General features: G+C 49.1%; 14 protein-coding genes and 1 tRNA gene. 13 read left to right on the top strand and 2 right to left on the bottom strand.

The genetic code is table 11. From position 1 onward, the window contains the following. Window positions 1–694 precede the first annotated feature (694 nt). Entirely contained in the window at window positions 695–1162 is a 468-nt protein-coding gene (locus GmarT_RS23270) for a hypothetical protein (RefSeq protein WP_002649638.1), read from the top strand. Window positions 1163–1423: 261 nt separating this feature from the next. Here GmarT_RS23270 and GmarT_RS23265 read toward each other — a convergent pair whose 3' ends face one another. Next, entirely contained in the window at window positions 1424–4468 is a 3045-nt protein-coding gene (locus tag GmarT_RS23265; protein WP_187782316.1) for a redoxin domain-containing protein, read from the bottom strand. A gap of 379 nt (window positions 4469–4847) precedes the next feature. On the opposite strand from GmarT_RS23265, the gene GmarT_RS23260 reads away from it, so the two are divergent. The 8 genes from GmarT_RS23260 to GmarT_RS23225 all read left to right on the top strand — a co-directional run bounded on the left by GmarT_RS23260 (window position 4848) and on the right by GmarT_RS23225 (window position 13114). Next, complete coding sequence (locus GmarT_RS23260; RefSeq protein WP_149303300.1) at window positions 4848–5771, top strand: DUF1559 domain-containing protein; 924 nt, start codon at window positions 4848–4850, stop codon at window positions 5769–5771. A 55-nt stretch (window positions 5772–5826) separates the two neighbouring features. Next, window positions 5827–6240 carry a hypothetical protein gene (locus GmarT_RS23255; protein ID WP_002649367.1) on the top strand — a complete coding sequence of 138 codons (414 nt, stop codon included), beginning with the start codon at window positions 5827–5829 and terminating at the stop codon, window positions 6238–6240. 31 nt (window positions 6241–6271) lie between these two features. Further along, complete coding sequence (locus tag GmarT_RS23250) at window positions 6272–7390, top strand: sialidase family protein (RefSeq protein WP_198139456.1); 1119 nt, start codon at window positions 6272–6274, stop codon at window positions 7388–7390. Window positions 7391–7534: 144 nt separating this feature from the next. After that, window positions 7535–9148, top strand: coding sequence for a glycoside hydrolase family protein (locus GmarT_RS23245; RefSeq protein ID WP_149303298.1), 1614 nt, complete (start codon window positions 7535–7537; stop codon window positions 9146–9148). Between the two features lie 126 nt (window positions 9149–9274). Beyond that, on the top strand, window positions 9275–10363 hold the full coding sequence (locus GmarT_RS23240) for a GntR family transcriptional regulator (RefSeq protein ID WP_002649370.1): 1089 nt from the start codon (window positions 9275–9277) through the stop codon (window positions 10361–10363). A gap of 421 nt (window positions 10364–10784) precedes the next feature. Continuing rightward, window positions 10785–10994, top strand: a complete 210-nt coding sequence (locus GmarT_RS23235) for a hypothetical protein (protein ID WP_002649371.1) — start codon at window positions 10785–10787, stop codon at window positions 10992–10994. Next, the gene (locus tag GmarT_RS23230) at window positions 10994–11206 is read left to right on the top strand and encodes a hypothetical protein (protein WP_002649372.1); all 213 of its coding nucleotides are present in this window, start codon (window positions 10994–10996) and stop codon (window positions 11204–11206) included. Before GmarT_RS23235 ends, GmarT_RS23230 begins: the two co-directional genes overlap by 1 nt. A 120-nt stretch (window positions 11207–11326) precedes the next feature. Next, window positions 11327–13114: a hypothetical protein gene (locus GmarT_RS23225; RefSeq protein WP_002649373.1), complete on the top strand. Its 1788-nt coding sequence runs from the start codon at window positions 11327–11329 to the stop codon at window positions 13112–13114. 766 nt (window positions 13115–13880) lie between these two features. Here the strand turns inward: GmarT_RS23225 and GmarT_RS23220 are convergent. Next, window positions 13881–13954, bottom strand: a tRNA-Val gene (locus tag GmarT_RS23220). A 187-nt stretch (window positions 13955–14141) separates the two neighbouring features. Between GmarT_RS23220 and GmarT_RS23215 the strand changes: the two genes are divergently transcribed. The 4 genes from GmarT_RS23215 (at window position 14142) to GmarT_RS23200 (ending at window position 20740) form a co-directional block, all read left to right on the top strand. After that, window positions 14142–15119 carry an NAD-dependent epimerase/dehydratase family protein gene (locus tag GmarT_RS23215; RefSeq protein ID WP_002649375.1) on the top strand — a complete coding sequence of 326 codons (978 nt, stop codon included), beginning with the start codon at window positions 14142–14144 and terminating at the stop codon, window positions 15117–15119. A gap of 189 nt (window positions 15120–15308) precedes the next feature. Continuing rightward, entirely contained in the window at window positions 15309–15632 is a 324-nt protein-coding gene (locus tag GmarT_RS23210; RefSeq protein WP_002649376.1) for a hypothetical protein, read from the top strand. Window positions 15633–16019: 387 nt separating this feature from the next. Continuing rightward, window positions 16020–17300, top strand: coding sequence for a serine--tRNA ligase (gene serS, locus GmarT_RS23205; RefSeq protein WP_002649377.1), 1281 nt, complete (start codon window positions 16020–16022; stop codon window positions 17298–17300). 302 nt (window positions 17301–17602) lie between these two features. Then, window positions 17603–20740 (top strand): tetratricopeptide repeat protein, encoded by a 3138-nt coding sequence (locus GmarT_RS23200; RefSeq protein ID WP_149303297.1) that lies wholly within the window; start codon window positions 17603–17605, stop codon window positions 20738–20740. Window positions 20741–20747 lie beyond the last annotated feature (7 nt).

Below are 20747 nucleotides of genomic sequence, written 5' to 3'. Positions count from 1 at the left end.
AAAAGAACAGCAGAGAAGAACCTTCAATGGTCTCTGTCTGTCGTGATATTACTGCCCAGTAAAAGATAAACAGGTAAGTCCCGACATCCTGTCGGTTTACTCGATCTCAGAGAGATTTTGTAACGGCATCCCTGCTTTGATACTCACCTGTGAGATGATCTTATGCTCCTGCTGCTGATTGTCAACGAGGTTCAGCGAACAAAAAAACATAATGTCAGAATGTCGCTGATACGGCAAAAATTAAGGGATTCCCCCCTGTGATTCACGAGTTAATGTGCTGTAGCCGGGAGGGTTAGTTAGAACTTTAATGCACATTGCATCATATGATCCTGGGAATTTGCCGTGTACTGCAAACGGTTGTTGAACACGATCTTTATTTACTGGAGAGTTCAAAAATTCATAATTGAAAGTTTGCCTGTTCGCAGAGGGAATAGTTACGATGCTGTATGCGTTCAGACTCAACATAACTTGCCTCAGCCGGGGAGGATGTTGACCATGAATGAGCTTACCAAGAACATGAATTATCCTGATACTGGAAATTCCTTAACTGCTGCTCTTGGATTATAGGGAACTACTCAAGCGGGCTGCTGTCTGTCTGACCAATAAAAAGGGGTAAAAAATACGCGACGAATACTGAGTTTCAAACTACTTAATTACTTTTACTACGGACCATAATTCAAAACAGGGCCATGATATGAAAACTGCCAAACAAAATTCCCAATCTGTGGAGCGAGTCAATTTTCTGCCAGTGCTACTACTGATCACGTGTCAGGTTTTCAATTCGTCACCAGTTTCCGCTTATAATAACTTTTATGATGCGGGTGAGTTCGAAGGGGCAGTCTGGAAATTCGAGATGACTTCCAAAGCGGAACGGCGCAAGAAGTTGCAAGGGCGATTTCGAGTTGAAAACAATGTATTATATCAGAAAAAAACGCCAGATGATCCCAGTTACTCTAAAGCGGTAGGCAAAAACTATCCCAAAAAACTGAAGACCCGCATGGTACTCACCGATTTTCGTGCATTCACTAAAAAAGGAAAAGTTGTAACGGACATGAAGGGGAGTTTCTGGTTGGATTTCAATCGTCTTGGACACTGGTCGGGGACTATGATTGATGGAAAAGGGACTCACTGGAATTTTAAATGTGTTCGTTTTCAGGAATAAAATAAGATAAATCGTCTGTTGCTCAGAACAGGGGGCAAACTAAAAAATCACATATCTGGATCAGGTATTCAGGGAAAATCAGAGAGTATACCGGCAAGTGGAAGTATTTCTGGCTGCCTATGCGCGTTCTGATGAGTTTCTCTCTTTACCTGTTTTAGAGCAGCTCCCAAATGATTCAGGTGAGTGAGCGTCTGGGGCCTGTCCGTTTCAAAACCGAAGAGATCCTATTTAATAAGAATTGTACTGCGTTACCTGGAAATCTTAGTTCTTATCATTCAACAATTGATTCACTTTCTGGAGGGCTTCCGGGAGATCGCCTGTGAAAGTCAGATTACCCTGTTGATCAATGACAGCTGTCTGGGGTAAGTTGCGTACTCGAAAGTGCTGCATGGTTTTGCCGAACCAGCCGGCTTCTTCTGGGCGTTGATCGATGGCCAGCGTGTATTTCAGTTCTTTCTGCTCCGCAATGGCCTGCAGTTGAGATGTTGAGGTGTAAGAATCATGCAGTCCGATGAGCACAACAGGTTGTTCTGCATATTTTTTGTATGCGGCTTTCATTTCAGACAACTGGTCCATGCTGTTGGCATTCCGGGTTCCCCAGAAGTGGATCAGGACCACTTTTCCATTCAGGTTGGGTGCTGCTGTTTTTCCATCCGCCGTCAACCAGAGTGCCGGTTCCAGAGTGGGGGCGTGTCTGCCGAGCTGAGGCTCTGTTTCCATTTCGTGGCTGTAATAGGGGTTCCGCTGCAGGTAAGCGGCGAAGTCGCTGACTGGGCCAGTCAGGATTTTTTTGGAAGCATGATTGCCGGCAATGTAGCTGACATTGTCAGGCAGTTGGCGGGAATCAATGAACTCAGTCCCCGCTGGCAAGGCAATCGAAAAGGCATCGGCGGGCACGTTCGAAAGAATTTCTACTTTTTCGATCAGAGTTGCTTCCAGTTGCTGTAATTTTCCCTGATACATCTTCCAGTTGATATGCATTCCAGGCAGGATCAGACCATTGGATATTTTCTGCGGGGCGAATGACAGCTTGACTTGTTCAAACTGATGTGGCTGCGATTGGTGAAACGTTTCGAAAATAAAACCGGTTTCCTGATCCAGGACGCGACGGGAAACTCTCTCGTTACTTTCTCCCTCATAAATGATTCTCTGTCCTTCGTGGCGAATATCGGCGTCGGGCTTTTTTGCGTTTTGGGGGGCAGGAAGACGATTACGCAGCGATGGCCATTCGCATAGATCACGGGGAGATTCGACATGAAAATTGATTCTTCCTCTACGGTTCAGGTTAATCCCGGCCTGATTACTCATGCTTTGATGATGAATTGTTTTCCAGCCATCGGTCATCGTGGTGAGATTGGGCAACGGCTGACCTGAGAAATTGAAGAAAAGGGGAGGGCGAGTATCAGGGTTGAAATAGCGTGCTTCATGCTTGAGAGTGCCCTGCGCTGTCAGCACCTGTTTGTACCAGTCTGATTCACCAGTGTAATATTTGTTGAGTAACGATTTGATATCAGGCAGCTCATACGGATCCAGTGCGCGTAAATCTTTGAGCAGGTTCTCTGTATCGACAGATTTTCGATAGAATGAGACTTTCTGTGTGGTGATGCGCAGGGGAGTGAGCCGCAGCAGTTCCGACTGTATGTGCCATTTCTTCTGAATCTCGGGAGCGTAGAGTGAGTTTTTACGAGGCTGCATTTCGCTGGCGACCAGATGTGTGGGTAGAAAATCTGCCGGTGTCAATTTGATGGTAACTTCCGTAACCTGACCTGCGGTGAGTTTGATACGCTCTGAGCGACTGCCTGCTGCCTGGGACAGGGAGAAGGGTTCGGTGACGACAAAACGGCGCCTGCCCGGTTCCATAAAGGCCTGGATTTCACCGGCATCGTTTGTAAAAGGATAATCGACATACACCGTCTGCGTGGAGACCGGGGTTTGCTCTCCGGAGTCATAGGTTTCGTAGTTGAAGCGGACTCCCGGAATCGGGGCGCCGGTTTTGGCGTTGATCGCTTTCAGCTTCACAATGGCAGCGGGGTTCAACTTCATTGTGACATTTGGCGTATCGTTCTTTTCAGAAGCTTTTCGTTTCGGGACAAAATACTGCTGGCTCAAATACAGAAAGGGCTGATCCGGATTGGGTTCTGCCACCAGCTTGTATTCATCCGGAATGAGCCTGAGCTGCGCATTTCCATGGCTGTCTGTACGCGCCTGAATGCCACTGCGTCGCACTGCGCCGATAGGATGGGCTGTCACCAGTACATTAGAGAGGGGCCGGCCCGAATCACTTTGTACAACGCGGACGGTGACATCACGCGGTGCGGTAAACTGATGGTTGACTTCGCCAGCATACCCGGCGGAGATTGTATTCCTGGAATTGCGGGACTGGCTCGCGGTGACCAGGGTAAATTGCCAGGGGGCGAACTCCGGACCCGGATCGATATTGGCAGAGTAACTGGTGTCGCGGCGGAGTTGTGTGAATTCATAACGTCCCTGCGCGTCGGTATAGGTTTCACGCACTGATAAAGGGACTACGGAAAAATTGATAAACGAATCATTCTGGTTTGAATAGGGATTCTTCTGTTTGAGATATTCGCAGTAACCCGTTCTGTGTGGGGAGGTATTCAGCGGGCGATCCACATGTCCCAGTTGTACTTTCGCGTTTGCCAGGGGATGTCCCTGCTTGTCGGTGATGACGCCTCTCAGTTTTGCCGGCGCATCAAACTGCAGATCGATGACAATCGGTTCATTCTGATAGAAGGCATTTCTCGTGGCGTGACTGTTTCGATCCTGACCATCGATTTCTTCAGGACGCGCGGCGGGGCGATAATTGCGGGCAGGATGCCAGGTGAGGCCATAATTCTCTTTCGTGCCGAAGACGATAAAGTCACTCTCGTCGGGTCGCGAGTGAGGATCGCGATTGTTGATGACAAACAATTGAACGTCCTTGAGTTCATAATGTCCATTCTCATCGCTACGGGTGTGACCGCGCAGCTGTTCAAAATCGCCTGGAATAATCCAGCCTCGACTGGAAACATAAATGTCAGCGTCTTTGAGCGGTTCACCGGCTGCATTTCGCGCGGTGCCCGTGATGGTGACGCGATGCAGTGTCGCACCATGTCCACCCAGCCGGCCCGGCTCATACAGTGTTTGTACTTGTGGTGGTCGACTCGCCGACTGCTGATCTGGTTCTGCCGCCATCAGCGGGCTTTGCCAGAGACTCAGCTGCAGTGCACTGTTGAGAGAGAGTAATGTCCAGAACTGCCACCAATGCCGGCAATTCACTGTTCCTGCGTCGCAAGCAGATACCATCGCAATTCCCCCGATTCCATTTCCTGCCATCGTTCATGTCTGAAGCAATGGATGATGCAGATGTGTATTTGTGGGTTGGGGGGAGTATACACGATTGCAGGTCTGGTAAGCAAAGAGGATTTTCAGGATTCGCTCAGACCTGCAGTGCCTGATTTTTTCCTGAATACAACCTTGCTGCAGATTACTCAATAAATAATTCTGAATAAGTAAAATTATTTCTTGTTAATGAAAATTATTAATGTATGCTGGGAAGATGCTGTTTCGACATGGAATCGTTTCAGGATGTGAAAGTGTCGTAAGTTGTTATTTTAAAGTGAGATATGTTTATTTGTTCCGTTTCCGTTTCATGTAGTCATTTTCAATAGTTCTGGGAGGGCAAATGTTTGCTCATCGAAAACAACGTATGAGTCGTGGCTTTACTCTGATTGAATTGCTGGTGGTGATTGCCATTATCGCCATCTTGATCGCCCTGTTATTACCGGCTGTGCAGCAGGCTCGTGAGGCTGCCCGTCGCTCCTCATGCAAGAACAATTTCAAGCAGGTCGGCCTGGCGCTGCATAACTATCATGACACGCATGGTGTGTTTCCTTTTGGATGCTCACTCCCCCGCGGCGGCTGCTCGGGAACGATATCAGGCAATCCGGCAAGATTTTCCTGGGGCACACATCTGCTGCCTTATCTTGATCTCGCGAATGTTTACAACGGCTTTAATTTTTCTCTTAACTACAATGTTGCTCCCAATGGCGGCTTACAGCAGGGCGGCTACAAAGTTCAAACCTTTCAGTGTCCGAGTGACCCGCAAGGCGATGACCGCACTAATCACACGGGAGGTATTACCAATCCAGGAGCAGCTGGCGGTAAGGATGATATCGGTAAAACCAACATGGCAGGGGTCGCAGATTCCGTTGACTGGCTCTGTGATCTTTCCGGTTTCCGACCTACTGTTGCCGGTGATGGTGTTCTGTTTAATCATTCCCGAGTCAAGATTCGTGATATTATCGACGGTACCAGCAATACGCTGGTAATTGGCGAAGTCACCGGAGGCAGAACAGGCTCATACGACGGACAAGGCTATACCATCTGGAATGTGCTGGATACGGCAGGCGGCATCAATGGACCGAATTCCATTCCCGGCGGTGGTTACTGGGACAAATGGGACATGGAATTCTCCAGTTATCATACAGGAGGTTGTCACTTCTTAATGGGCGATGGTGCTGTCAGGTTCTTCTCAGAAAACATGGATCAACAAACACTTTCAAAGCTGACCACTCGCCAGGGGGGAGATGTCGTCGGCGAGTTTTAAGCAGAAGTTCGTTGACACGGTCGAAAGAGTAATAGATTCATAAGGGAGACGCATCATGAGAGGCTTACGATTTGTACTGATTTTGCCCGTTTGTTTCCTGCTGGGCTGTACCGGAAGTGATGATGCGCCGGCGCGGCGCATTGTGACTGGGAATGTGCTATTTCAGAATCAGCCGATCAAGAACGGCACCATTCGCTTCATTCCCCAGCCGAGCGGTCCTGTGGCGTCGGCGCGAATCGCCGACGGTTCCTATCGCGTGGAAAATAAGGGAGGCGTTCCTCTGGGCGAACACCGTATCGAGATCCGTTCGGCTGCCGGCGGTACGGAGTTAGTGGAAGCGGAAGTCATGCCGGAAAAAAACGCTGCTCCAGTCACTGTGATTCCCCAAAAATACAACGACAATTCAAACTTGAATGCCGTTGTGGAATCGGGAGACGGCGCGATGCAACTGGACTTTACACTCGATTAGATCAGCTACCAGCATTGTAAGGAATTGACCGTTGGGTTTTCAAAAAATTATGGCAGGCGTGCTTTGCCTTTGCGTGGCGTCTGTTGCCTGTGGTGCCGATTTTGATGTCGTACGCATTGTCAAAAAAGAAAAACAAACGCGTGGCTACCGTGGCAACAACGGCGATTTATTGATCTTGCAGGATGGGTCGATTCTGTTCTGCTATACTGAGTATGGCGATCACGGCGGCATCATGGCAAAGAAGTCTGTTGATCAGGGGAAGACCTGGTCAGAGCCTTGGACACTGGTGCCTCAGCCGAAGTTGCCAGCGAAAGGGCGCTACGTGCATCCCAGCCTGTTGCGCATCAAAAATGGTGAGATTCTGCTGGCGTACAATTATTCAACACATCCCGCCAAACCCTATTACGCGACTGTTCTTTACCGGCGTAGTGCCGATGAAGGTCAGACCTGGACTGAGCAACTCCCCGTTTCCGCGTACCCCGGTTATAACCTGGTACACAATGATAAACTGTTGTCGTTACGGGATGGGCGGATTATTGCCGTCGGTGAAAATAAAAAATACATGCCGGATTCCAATGACCACAATGGCTATGTCGGGCTCACATTTTACTCAGACGACCAGGGACACAGCTGGCATTCCAGCAAAAACACGGTGGATCTGTATGGGACTCGAAAGATTGAAGTACAGGAAGCGGATGCCGTGGAATTGAAAGATGGGCGTTTGATGATGTTCGCGCGAAGTTACAGCGGATATCCGGTACGTGCCTATTCCACAGATCGCGGCGAGACATGGTCTGAGGGTAAGCTGATTCGCGACTTGAAGATGCCTTATGCGGGTTTGCCAACTGTACGACGCATCCCCTCGACGGGTGACCTGCTTTTCATCTGGGTCAGTGAGAAATCAACAATTGAAGAAAACGGCAGAAAGCTTCCCATGCGTTCTGCTTTGACGACTGCGATTTCCAGAGATGAGGGAAAAACATTTCTTCATCAGCGTAACATCGTTCAGGATCCCACTAACGATTTCGGGTATCAGTGTATCGAGTTTATTGACGACGATCTGGCTTTGATCGCGTATCACACAAATGATGGCTTGCACCTGGCTCGAATTAACGTAGATTGGTTTTATGGAGAACAGGTAGATCCCTGACACAAACTTGCCAAACGCGCTTGATATCGTCGGTTGAATTGTCAGGATTTCGACTTAACAGTGACTGATGAGGATATTTTATTGCTGTTTTCAATAGAAAATCTTCGTGACATCAAAGAACATTTTGATCAGAAAGTTCCTCTCATGCCGTCTCAAATGCTGCGACTTCTTCTGCTGCCTGCCATTGTGATCATCGGTCATACATATCTGGAACGGTCTGTGGATGCAGCAGAAAAAAACGCAACATTGAGTCCGTCTCAACAGCAATCCATGCAAGCGGCGAGACAGAAAGCTGCCTGGAAAAAACGGCGGATCATTTTCAATAACGATGGAAATGAACCCGTGTATTCTCTGAAGGAAGCCACGCCTCAGGCATTACTGGATGTCCGCACGAGCCCCTTGAAAGGGAGTCAGGTTGACGCGATCTTTTATTGCACGTGGTCATCCGGGTTCAGTTATTTTACACATGACACCAAGGTGGGCAACGTATTTACGGAAACCGCAAATAAGCTTTCAAACAACAAAACGGCAGAATTGATTAAAAACGGCCATGATCCGCTGACTGTGATGTCAGACTGGTGTAAGGAGAATGATGTCGAATTGTTCTGGTCATTTCGCATGAATGATACCCATGATGCCTCGTCTGCCTGGTACGGTCCCTTGCTGTTTCCCCCTTTGAAAAAGGAACACCCGGAATGGCTTGTCGGTTCAGCGAAAGAGAAACCCAAAAACGGTCGCTGGACTGCCGTCGATTTTACGCATGAAGAAATCTGTGATCTGGCATATCGCTATGTGGAAGAAGTCTGTCGGAATTATGATGTCGATGGAGTTGAGCTCGATTTCTTTCGGCATCTGAATTATTTTAAACGCGTTTCCTGGGGAGAGCCGGCTGGCGATCTGGAGTTGAGTCGGTTGAACGATTTGATGCGGCGGATTCGGACTATGGCGGATGAAGTAGGCCAGCAGCGGGGACGTCCGATTCTGATTGCGATTCGCGTACCTGATTCCGTAGAGTACGCGCGGGTACTGGGGCTGGATGTAGAAACCTGGCTCAAAGAGGATCTGGTCGACATCATGACGGTCACGGGCTATTTTCGTTTGAACCCCTGGAAAGAATCCGTGGAGCTGGGGCACAAATACCAGGTACCCGTTTACGCGGGACTGAGTGAGTCACGCCAGAAAGATCAACGGGCCCGTAAGGTCTATGCTTCGACAGAAGGATTTCGAGGCAGGGCGATGAATGCCTGGTCGCAGGGCATTGATGGCATCTATTTATTCAACTCGTTCAATCCGCGGCATCCCCTCTGGCGCGAACTGGGGGATCCCACCCGGTTACAATCGCTGCCGAAGGTGTATTTCACCTCAGCCCGCGGTTACGCCAGCGTGAATTCCTGGTGGAAAAAGGGGAGTTCTTATATGAATCGTGATATCTTGACCCCGGACCATCCCCGCGTGGTCCGCCCCGGAAAAAGTGTCAGTGTGACATTACCTGTCGGCGAGAATCCCGTAGAAACCGGGGCTGCACTCAATTTGAAGGTCCGCTTCAAGGCATTACCGCAAAATAAAGAGGAACTAATTGTCAAACTGAATGGTGAAGTCGTTCCTCTGCATGCAGGCGAGGAACATTTTTTGTCGGGAAAAATCAAACCTGGTTTTGTGCGAACAGGAGAGAATCAGATTGAATTTACTTTGGCTTCCGCAGCAGCGCTACCTGTGGTTGTTGAAGATTTACAATTGTGGATCAACTATGCAGAATGATTCAGGGGCTGGTGACGCTTATTTCCATCGTGGCCAGTTTGTCTGTCGCACCTCCAGGGTCGTGGGAACCGAGTATCTAAGGTTGCTCATTGTTTGCGTAGTTGATTTCAGTCAGGTTTAAGTAATATGAAAACCGAACGCAGAAAAAATGCGCGGCTATCGATCACGGAGCTGGCGGCGCTGATCGAAAGTGATATCAAATCGCGTCGGCTTTCGACCGGTGATCCTTACCTGGGCCTTTCTGAAACGGCCCGTATGCTGAAAACGAGTAATGCGGGTGCCAATTCCGCGCTGCAGCTGCTGGTGAAGAAAGGGGTGCTCGAACGAAAACAACGTCGGGGTACTTTTATCAGTGATCCAGGGAATGAGAATGCACAGATGATCCGCCGCGTGCATTTTTTGTTGAGCGAGGATTTTCTGAAGAAGGAAGGAGTTCTGGCGGATGGGCAGGTGATTGGTATTCAATCCGAATTGTCCCGCGCCGAAATCCAGTTCAACTTTCTGCCTCAACATGATCAGCGGGAATATGTTGAAAAAACCGTAACGGAAGCACTGAGTACGGACGGTTTGGATGCGTTCGTATTGTATTCAACGTCATTAGATGCCCAGCGGATTCTCGTGGAAAGTGGTTTGCCGACTGTCGTGGTCGGGTCCCTTTATCCCTCGGTTACTGAGCTGCCCTGGATTGATCAGGATCAGAAAGCCGTGGCCCGAATGTCGTTTGAGCATCTGCATCTTGAAAAACAATGCCGACAGTTTCTGGTATTGATGCGCGAGCGTGCTTATCCTGGCGATTTTCTGTATCTGGATTCCTTGCAGGAATGTTTTTCGAAAAACAATATTTCGCAGGAGAATATCTTCTATCGCTCTCTGCCATCCGACCACTCTGCCATTCAAGCGGAAGTCAGTCGCCTGCTACCGCGGTTTCAGTCCACGATTGGGATTATTGCCCGCAGTATGCCTCTGGGGATTGCTGCGAAATCCAGTCTGGATCCTCGCATCAACCAGCTGCAAAAAAATGTATTCATTCTCGTCACGAACGTGTTTGGAAAAGAACGGGATGAACTCCGGGACTTTTCCTACATTCGTCCTCAGCCGACTCCCGAGGAAGTGGGAATCTATATCGGCAAAGTCCTGAAGCAGTTTGTCCTTGATTGCTTTTCCGGCAACACTGCCTGGCAGGTCCCCGTTAAACTCATTCCCGCACAGCAGTGAGGTGAGTTTCATCTCAGGCTGAGTCTCATTCCCGCCTGATTTCTGCAACTCCGGCAGACAAGAGCGCCCCCCGCGTGTGCCTGCCTGCTGCTGCCTTTTGTGCGTTGCTTCTCGCAGTCATTGCGTACAACCCCAATAAAAAAAGCACCTTGCCAATATGCCAGGCTGGCCGAACCGTTATTAAACAATAATCTCAGACTCAATCGAGCGATTGTAAAGAACCTGTTGAAGGCTGACGGCGTTGTTGTGATCGGCGGCCGGTGAGAGTTAGGCAGATAGATGTGTGTGGAAGGTTGGGGTGCGAGATTAGCTGTTTTCGGATGTGATGTACAAGCGGGTTGCGGCGTCTTAGCCGGTTTGTAATCATATGTACTAATAGTAATTACTCTAATTCACTTGAGCACATTTTTAAGGTACCACCATGACGGCTAAACACTGTACGTACATCGGTATGATTATTGGAATTGCTTTCTATTTGATTTTCGTTAGACAATCATTAGTCGAAGCTGGTGTAGGCGCGGGCACAATGATTGTGTCAGCGTTTTTTGCTGTGATGGGAGCAGGAGTTGGTTCAGGAATTGGTCTTGCCCTGTTCGGAAAACCTGATGACCCTGGGGATAAGTCGAAGTAATGACGAATCAGGCAGAACCAAACTGGCAAGTCTACCGCCACGTTATCGGTCTGTTCAAACTCTGTGCCGATGAAACCCCCGAGGATGCGATTGTCAGGAATCTCTGGAAGGGAAGTGGCGTTGTTGTGATTACACTTGGTGTTGGTCATGACTTGAGGGACAATCTGAAACGTCTCGGTGTAGCCTGCAAGTATCAGAGGGCAAAATACTAAACTGAATAAAAGATATTACTACCGGGAGCAGGCTCGCTACCTGCTCAGACTGATTGACGTTGCGTCCTGTTGTCCCGTCAACGTTGATCAGTCGACCCGGCGCTCTAAGGACAACAGACAATGAGTGTTTCTATTTGGTCGGGGTTACTGGACGATTTCAAAGCACTCAGAGACTTGCAAGGGGGGGATGATCTTAGGAGCGTTCTCATTGAGTTCTCAGACCCTGAATTGATAAGCAGGGGGGAAAGTGTCATTCCCAGCAAGAATTACCCTAAAGAGTGGGCAATGACTCAGGCGATCATTGAAGAGAAGTCCGTTATAGACTCTAGGCCAGAAAGACAAAGAGTTTATAAACAGCTGGTGATTCCCTATCGAGACAGACACCAAATATTACAGAATGGCGAAAACGGCCCACCATTACCCGAACGACTGCAAACCATAAAAAAACGCTTGGTCGAATCTCTTGAACTGGCAGGAAAAGAACTGTTGAACCATTCAGGAACATGCGTTTTGCCTGACGAGATCGCAGGCTTAAATAGCAACATATCGGCGTGGTTGTTATTTCTTCATTTCATTGGAAAGCCAGAGCGTAAAACGTGGGAAAGAGTGAATCAGTGTTTGCTTTTTGGCTATGTGATGGGAGTAGTCAAAAGGGAAGACATTAAGACTATAGCGCCTGAATATGGCCCTCCCAATGTTGATTTACCTCATACGGTCGGTCAATTCTCTTTCGAACCATTAACCGAAGACAGCTATTCCGAGATTGCGGATATCACAGCAGCCAGCATAGAGGCTATTCGTCGGATTGAGAAGGGTTTACTTTATCCTGACCAGGAAGAGAAATCCAGCAAAACCGATCAGGAACTCAAGCTGCTTTCTAATGCAAATGAATGGGCAAATGAATGCCTAGGATGCATTTCATGGATATCCACTAAGCTTGAATGGTTATCGGAACAATTCGCAGATATCGACAAAGTGTACCTTGGTGTTGAGCATCCTGCACGAATTCCCAAAGATGTAACTATCCCTGCAGCAAAAATCCTACGAGTGTTCTTTGATTGCGATATGGATAGATATGACCAATTGTTTATGCTGTCTTATGAATATGGCAGGGTATCCAAGATTGAAGAGTCGCTTCAGGTAGCGAATGCAAATGGGAGTCCGTCAATTGAATTCAGAGGACATCCCTATATTACAGCTATTGAATTGGTTAATAGCTTGAATGGCTTATTCTTGTATCGGTTGAACGATATCCGACTTAATGCCGAGGGGTGGCTTGTTGCTGACCATCGTAACGAAATAGCAGAGGATTGGTTAAGGCAAGATATCGAAAGTATTTTGACAGTGTACGAGTCAGTCAAAGACATTGACCATAAGCTGATCACGCTTATTAAGTCACGGTTAACCCTCGAGCAGGCAGCGTGCAAACGTTGGATCTATGACCGATACGGGTTTCCTGAATCGACCGAGAAGATACATCAACAACCACCATACAGCATCCCCCCGGCTATTAACGATGGACAGGGGCAACAAGTCGCCGCAGATATAGCCAACCAAATAGAAGGTGAAGGTGAAAAGAAACAGGAGAAGCAAAAGTGGTATCGTTCCCCATTCGATGACGTGCCTAATTCGCATCGTGATAAAAACGGCGATCCTATCGGCGGTTTCCGTGGCACACAGCAGCAACTTATTTACGCGCTGGAGGAAGATCGGAAGACTTTTATAAGCCGTGCTCTGAGGGGGGCTATTTTCGTCCATATGCATAAAACGGGTGACTATGAAATGTTTATTCATAGAACCGAAATCGGAAGACTCGACAAAATTCGCGACCGGTTTAATGAATTTCCCACTCTTAAACCTCAGTCAAGTAGCAAGAAAAAACGCGACAAAGGGAGCAAAAAGGATTAAAAGGGATCAGACGGTATTGAATGGGAATCCGTTGAAAAAAACGACTATTTAAGTTCCAAATGAATCTGGATTAAAAATCTGATCTGACAGTATGCTGTCAATCGTGAGGGAGACTGAGAGAATCAGAACACCCTTGTGGTTGGCAGTTTTTTTTGAGCAGAAAGGAAGTCAAGAATGGTGACACAATCGACACCAGAACAAACAGAGGCACTCTTAATAATTGAATAGGTGCGGCCCGTTTACTCGGATACAGCGACCGGACTGTTTCCGAGATGCGGAAAGATCGAAAGCGGAAAGCAGTCAGAATTGTTGTGGCTTTACGATATGCATGGTCCGAAATTGATCGATTCATCAAAAACCAGACGAACAATAGTGGATGTTCTAAGAGTAGTAATGACACCATACATAGATCACTTTGGAGCGTTTTTTAATTGCTTATTCAAATATGAGGCACTTTCAATCTTTTTTTCAGATCGGAGCTATTAAATGAATTATGATTTTGCACTAGCCCTGCTTGTGCTTCTGGCTTTGGTGGTCATCGGGAAACCTCAAGTGCTTCGAGAAGTGGCGAAACTGGCCAGGGAGATCGCTTCGGTGTTTGGAAAAGGATAATCCTTTGACCTGCGAAGTGAGAGAACTATCGACTGATCGGTGTATTATTAAGTGCTATACAGTGGTAGGCAGCATTGATTTGAACAACGCGCAAAGAAAAACCCCTGATAAATAGAATAGTCTATAAATCAGGGGTAAACGGCAGATGCCTTAGTGGGCGATGAGGGACTCGAACCCCCGACCCTCTCGGTGTAAACGAGATGCTCTAGCCAACTGAGCTAATCGCCCGGATTTTCAATATACATCGGAAAATCCAATGTTTTTCTTGCGTCTTGTTGAATGACACGTACGTATTATGGCAGGTTCGTAGCGAAATGCAACTCTAGCGTGTAAACTGTTTTAAAGCCTTCGCCGACTTTAGACCGAATTTAGCTGTTCTGCGGTTTTTTCCTTATCTTTGAGAAAGATTTGATTTATGTCTCATTGCCTGGTCACCGGTGGTGCCGGATTTATTGGCAGCCATTTATGTGAGCAATTAATTCAGCAGGGACAAGAGGTTACTGCCGTTGATGACCTTTCTACCGGCTTTCTGCAGAATCTGGATGGCATCATCGATCATCCCAATTTCACGTTTCGCACGGGGTCAATCACCGATCCTGTCTTAATGGCGGAAATGGTACAGGGCGTCGATACGATCTATCACCTGGCCGCCGCCGTGGGGGTGAAACTGGTGGCAGATAACCCGGTACGGACGATTGAAACCAATATTTATCCGACCGAGGTTCTCCTGCGACATGCCGTGCAGGGGGGACATAAATTCTTCCTGGCATCGACGAGTGAAGTCTACGGAAAAAATCCCAAGGAACGCTGGACGGAAGAAGATGACCTGCATTTTGGTCCCACGACGCGACCTCGCTGGGCTTATGGTGCATCGAAAGCCATCGACGAGTTTCTGGCGCTGGCTTATTCGCAGAAATATGGCCTGGATGTTCGCATTGGTCGTTTCTTTAATGTGGTGGGTCCCCGCCAGGTCGGACAATATGGAATGGTGATTCCCCGCTTTATTGACCAGGCCCTGGATGGAGGCCCGGTTGTTGTCTTTGATGACGGCAGCCAGGTACGCTGCTTTGGACATGTCAATGAGATTGTCGATTGTGTGATTGATCTGACCAACCTGGATGCTGCGAAAGGGCAGGTCTATAACATCGGCAGCGATGAACCAGTTTCGATTCGCGGGCTGGCCGAAGCGATCATTGCGAAAGTGAACCCGGATGTCAAAATCGAATATCTGCCTTACAATAAGGCATATAATGAAGATTTTGAAGATGTGCAGCGACGGGTTCCCGATCTGGGGCGGCTGGAGCAGACTCTGGGACGAAAACCGCAGGTCAAGCTGGATGCCATCCTGGATGATATCATCGCTTCCAAAAAGCGGATCCGTGGTCTGGTCTGACTTCAGATATGGATATAACTGGTAAAAGCACTATAACCCGAACAATCTGACTGCGAATTTGCCAGGGAAGCCGTTCCGTGAGAGGCGGCTCTTATTTCCCGGGTTCCCTTAACCCGATGATGAGTGTGAAGTGTGGTTCTCTTTCTATCATCACACACAACACGCAGTATCAAGGGAATGGAGCGTACGATGAAGGGATTGCGGAAGACCATTGTTGTTTCTACAGTCTTACTGGGAATGTTCGTGACCGGACTGGCTGTGCAGACGGCACAGGCGGGCGGCGGACGATTCTTTCTTTCCTTCTGTGAACTGTGTCAGGAAGAGAACCTGGGACGCCAGGTTAAAGGCAGCACGTATCCCTGGCCCCGTTATTCTTACCACCAGTATCGTGGCAAGCACTGTGATGCCCGGTTGAATACAGGGCTGTATCAGCGTTACGAGTATGATCGCTATCAGGTCAAGAGTACACAGCCGATTCACGGCGAAATGCTGCCTCTGCCCCTGCCTGAATAGGCACAACAGACGGCACGCTCAAAATAGCTGTTGGAATATGAAATTGCTGCTCCTGCAAGTTGTCTGAGAGCTGAGCATCCTGCTCGGCTTTCGACATTGGCAGGAGTTTCTTTCTTTCAGGGGGCAGAGATGTGGTGCGCTCATACTTTTGGGTGGGGATCGTCTTGGGAACGGTGGGGAAGTCACCAGGTCGGGGCGCGAGTAATCGCTGTAACAGGCAAATTTGCATTATTCCGGTTGGATTAACCATTTTCTGCGGTGAAAAAGCGTTACCCTTGGACATTAAAATTGTCATTAGATATGATGCGTGCTCCCCGTTGGGGGAATGCCACCCGGGTACCGTTTTTTACATCGTTTCTGAACTCTGCATGGAGTAGTTGATTTCTTATGTTGGATTTGCAGTTCATCTGCGAGAATCAGGAAGTCATTCTTGAGAATTGTCGCAATCGTGGAATCGAAGTTGATCTGGAACAACTGAGCAAACTGGACCAGCGCCGTAGAGAGCTGATTGTTCAGGGTGACAATTTAAGGCAGGAACAGAAATCGGTCTCCTCTCAAATTCCCAAGGCGGCAGACAACGACGCCAGGCAGCCGTTGATCGCGCAGGGGAAAGAACTACGCGAGCAGATCTCAGCGATTGAGATTGAATTACGCGAAGTCGAATCGCTGCTGAAGAGTGAGCAGGCACGCGTGCCCAACCTGGCTCACCCTGATGTGCCTGTGGGAAAAGAAGACAAGGCAAATACCGTTGTGCGGATGTGGGGCGAGAAACCCGCGTTTGAATTCACACCCCTCGATCATGTGGCTCTGGCAGAGAAGCATGACCTGATTGATTTCGAAGCAGGAACACGGGTCGCCGGTCATGGTTTTTATTATCTGAAAAACGAAGCAGTACTGCTGGAAATGGCACTCTGTCAGTATGCGATGCAGAAACTGGTGCAGGAAGGCTTCGTGCTTCACAGCACACCCGACCTGGCCCGCAAAGAGATTCTGGAAGGGATCGGCTTTAATCCGCGGGGAGACGAAACCCAGATTTATTCCGTCGAGAATACAGATCTCAGCCTGGTGGCAACCGCAGAGATTACACTGGGGGGCTCCATGAAGGATCAGATCATGGACCGTGAGACCCTGCCTTATAAAATTGCCGGTCTGTCTCACTGTTTCCGTACCGAAGCCGGCGCACACGGTAAGGCAACACGTGGTATTTATCGCGTGCATCAGTTCAGCAAGGTGGAAATGTTTGCCTTTACGGAACCGACCAATGCAGCTTCCGACAAGATGCATGAAGAAATCGTGCGGATTGAAGAAGAAATCTTTCAGGGGTTGGGTCTGCATTATCGCGTCGTCGATACCTGTACCGGTGATCTGGGGGCACCCGCTTATCGCAAATATGATCTGGAAGCCTGGATGCCCGGTCGTGGCGATGCAGGTGAGTATGGTGAAGTCACTTCCGCATCTAACTGCACGGATTACCAGTCAAGAAGGCTGGGGACCCGTTGCAAGTCAAGCGGGCAGAAGGGAACGGAGTTTGTGCATACCCTGAACGGTACCGCCGTCTCGATTGCCCGGGCGATTATTGCCGTTCTGGAAAATTATCAGCAGGCGGATGGAACCATTCTGGTCCCCGAAGTACTGCGACCCTGGATTGGAAAAGATCAGATTGGTTAAAAGTTCCGATTTACGGCAAACGGTGTTGATCTGGAACTCGTAAAAGAAAGAGGGAGAGTTGTATTTCGACGAATCCCGCAGGGAAAATCCCGATCTTTCCGGATTTGAGGTTTTTTGAAGCGTTTCGAAGACCACCTGAATCAATTAAAGTCGTATTGAAGAAACTATAGTTCCAAGGGACGCGCTCTGAAGCAGATCCTGTTTATTACCGGTTTTAGCTGGACAACCTGAGTGCAGTCCCGCCAAAATTGGTCTCGGTGTACTTTTCTTTTTCGTCCCCGTTTCAGATCTCGAGTAATTACGTGAACGATCATCCAGACAAAGATTTGCCTGACGAGAACTCTCCCGATCCTTCTGAATCCAATCCCGAACAAAACAGGTCTCCCGAAGAAACGGACGGGGATCAGGCGGGAGTGGAGCAGTCTGACGCGGCACTCGTGAATCAGAGCGCAGAAGAAGAAGGGCTGCCTGAGTGGGAACCGTTAACACCCGAACTGGTGGAAGACGAAGCCATTCGCGGCGACTTTATGTTGCGCTGGGCGGCGATTCTGCTGGCCTGTTTGTTCGCAGCCACCTATATCTCGGATACTGAAACACTGGTGCATGTCAAAACCGGGCAGTACCTGGCGAGCCATGGCTTCTGGCCTCCTGCGAATGATGTGTTTTCCTACACCGCCAGTGATCGTCCCTGGTACAATAATGCGTGGCTGTTTGATCTAACGCTCTCGGGCGTGTATGGCGTCCTGGGTGATACCGGTTTAACATTGTTCAAGATTCTGCTGCTGGGGATTACGTTTTATATCATCGTCCATCTCTGCCAGCGGGAGATTTCCACCTGGTGGGGATCGATCCTGGCAGTCCTGGCATTGATTGCCTGTTTTCCGCAACTGAATGTGACTCCCGAAATCATAACGATTCTGGGAGTCGTGTTGACGCTGCGTTGTCTGTATCAGTGGCAGGAGCGAAACTCGGCACGTGCGCTGTGGCTGTTAGTCCCTCTGTTTCTTGTCTGGGCGAATCTGGATCCCCGTGTTTTTCTGGGAATCGCGGTACTGGCTCTCTTCGCACTGGGAGAAACGGTTGCCTCTATGCTGGATCGTTCGGTGTTAAACGACGACACCGATTACCAGGCCCTCTGGATGGTTCTGGGCGGGAGCCTGATTGCGACGTTATTAAACCCGGTGGGCTGGCATTCGCTCACAACCGGTTTGAGTTATTACGCGGTTGACTATCCTCTCTTGCGTTCGATGTTCGTTGGCGGAGTCAGACCCGAAGAACTCGGCTATTTTTCCATGACATCACCTCTGTTCTGGAAATCGTTGAATCACTATGCCGTCGCCTCTTTTATTCTGATCCTGTTAACGTTTGTCAGTTTCGTGCTGAACCAGTCAAAGATGAGCTGGGGACAGCTGTTTGTCTTTATCGGTTTTTGTGGTCTGTCAGTACTGGCCAGCCACGAACTGGTGGTGACCAGCGTGCTGTGTGCCATCTTTGCCAATCGGAATTTTCAGATCTGGTATCGAGATAATTTCCGTCAGACCTATAGCGTTGAAACCAGTGAGTTGCTGTTTTCACGCGGGGGACGGGCATTAACCGTTCTGACATTTTTCCTGCTGGCTTACCTGGTGGTCTGCGGACGATTCCAGGGGCAGGGTTCGACTCGACATGCTGTGGGAATTGGTTTCAGTCCTTCTCTGAAGCATACGATTGAAGGGTATCAGGAAGCGTTAGCAGAATCGCTGGATGACCGACCGTTCCATTTTGTTCTGGAGCAGGGGGATCTGCTCATCTGGCTGGATCAGAAATCTTTTGTCGATAACCGTCTGGCTCTGTTTGCTGGAACCGGTGAAGACGACCTGATTGATCTGCATGACAAAACGAGACGTGCCTTGCGTGTGCAACGCGAAGATCAGGTTGGCAGCGGCTTACCTCAAGTCTGGAAGCAGACCTTTGATCGTTATCAGGTATCGCATGTCCTTCCGCGGCTGTCCGGTATGAATCCGGATTACCGTACGTTTTTTGATCTGCTGACGACTCCGGACTGGCAACTGACGGAATTGAATGCCGCGACCGCTGTCTTCTATCGGACCGACAATGAGAACGAAACCACAAAGAAGTTTCTGGCGGAACATCAACTTGATTTTAAAAAACAGGCGTTCCGGGAGCAGAAAGACTTTCCGGAAATCCGCACCGACTGGGCACGCCCCCGGTCGTTTTACAGCCGCTATCTGCTGCCACAGAATATGAGCATGGGGAATGATGTGCAGACGGCCCGCCACTATCTCGGGCTGATGTCCCAGTCCGGGGGGAACCATGAGCTGTCATCCAGTTTTGCCATTCTGGCCATTCAACTGGCGAACCGCGGGTTAATTGAGAATCCAAACAGTGCCGAAGCCTATCGGATCCTGGGCAGTGCCTACGGGTATCTGGCCAGCCTGGAAGCACAACTGCTGGCACCACCCGTGGATCGCAATCAGCAGCCGCCTGCCGTCACCATTGATCGGATGCGCTACTTCCAGATTTTACATGCCTATCATCAGTCCCTGATCATCGAACCGGAATTCGCGGCAACGCATCTGATGTTGTTCGACCTGTATTCCAATATGGGGAAGATCGATCTGGCACATCGTGAATTGAAAACGTATCTGGAAATGATCGAAGGGCAGGAAGAATTGTCGGATGATGCATTTGCCCGACTGCGGGCTTACACAGATCATCTGGAAAAACTGAACACACAGATCACTCAAATCACGCAGGAACTGGATGCCCAGCAGGAAAAAGGGGCTGAACGACTGCATCTGGCCAGCCAGGCGTATCAGAACGGGTTCGTCTTGCTGACACAGCGTTATCTGGATGATCCCGTCTACCTGGCACAGAATCCACTGGCGCAGAATCTGAATGCGACAGTGCTGATGGAAGTAGGGCAGTCGGAAGCAGCGGACAGTCAGATGTCACTGCTGGAACAGAAAGCGATGCAGAATCCACAGATCCCGTGGCGGGCGCAGGCAGCATTTACCAATCTGGGGAATGGAAATTATCGTGGCTGTTTTGATTTATGGCGTCAGGAAATCCGGTCACACGAAGAAGCACGTATTGCCGGGGTCCTGCAATCGATGCCGCTGGTTCAGCCGATTTCGAACAGCTTCTGGCCTACCCAGCACACTGTTTCGATTGTGAACTATCTGTATGGGCTATCGCAGCAGCAGATTCCATTGCTGTTGAATCTGGCCCGGTGTGAAATTGAAGCGGGACAACCGGAACTGGCGACAGGGCACTTGCGCGAAATACTGGAAACAGAACCAGCGACGCCTTATCGACCACTGGTACGATTTTATCTGTATCAGTTGACGGGAGAACTGATCCCGGTTCTGCCAGAAGCACCCGCAGGTCAGACAGAACCGGAAACAGAAGCGCTGCCGCTGGTTGCTCCCAAACCGTAATCTATAG

Source organism: Gimesia maris (assembly GCF_008298035.1).
Lineage (GTDB): Bacteria > Planctomycetota > Planctomycetia > Planctomycetales > Planctomycetaceae > Gimesia > Gimesia maris.
Note: the sequence above shows the minus strand (reverse complement) of the source record. Positions and strands in the feature narration are given on the sequence as shown.

Excerpts from the sequence above, each read along its gene's own strand:
- GmarT_RS23225 (WP_002649373.1), top strand. The coding sequence starts at position 11,327 with ATGAGTGTTTCTATTTGGTCGGGGTTACTGGACGATTTCAAAGCACTC.
- serS (WP_002649377.1), top strand. The coding sequence starts at position 16,020 with ATGTTGGATTTGCAGTTCATCTGCGAGAATCAGGAAGTCATTCTTGAG.
- GmarT_RS23215 (WP_002649375.1), top strand. The coding sequence starts at position 14,142 with ATGTCTCATTGCCTGGTCACCGGTGGTGCCGGATTTATTGGCAGCCAT.
- GmarT_RS23245 (WP_149303298.1), top strand. The coding sequence starts at position 7,535 with ATGCCGTCTCAAATGCTGCGACTTCTTCTGCTGCCTGCCATTGTGATC.
- GmarT_RS23265 (WP_187782316.1), bottom strand. The coding sequence starts at position 4,468 with ATGGTATCTGCTTGCGACGCAGGAACAGTGAATTGCCGGCATTGGTGG.
- GmarT_RS23235 (WP_002649371.1), top strand. The coding sequence starts at position 10,785 with ATGACGGCTAAACACTGTACGTACATCGGTATGATTATTGGAATTGCT.
- GmarT_RS23210 (WP_002649376.1), top strand. The coding sequence starts at position 15,309 with ATGAAGGGATTGCGGAAGACCATTGTTGTTTCTACAGTCTTACTGGGA.
- GmarT_RS23260 (WP_149303300.1), top strand. The coding sequence starts at position 4,848 with ATGTTTGCTCATCGAAAACAACGTATGAGTCGTGGCTTTACTCTGATT.
- GmarT_RS23240 (WP_002649370.1), top strand. The coding sequence starts at position 9,275 with ATGAAAACCGAACGCAGAAAAAATGCGCGGCTATCGATCACGGAGCTG.
- GmarT_RS23255 (WP_002649367.1), top strand. The coding sequence starts at position 5,827 with ATGAGAGGCTTACGATTTGTACTGATTTTGCCCGTTTGTTTCCTGCTG.
- GmarT_RS23270 (WP_002649638.1), top strand. The coding sequence starts at position 695 with ATGAAAACTGCCAAACAAAATTCCCAATCTGTGGAGCGAGTCAATTTT.
- GmarT_RS23230 (WP_002649372.1), top strand. The coding sequence starts at position 10,994 with ATGACGAATCAGGCAGAACCAAACTGGCAAGTCTACCGCCACGTTATC.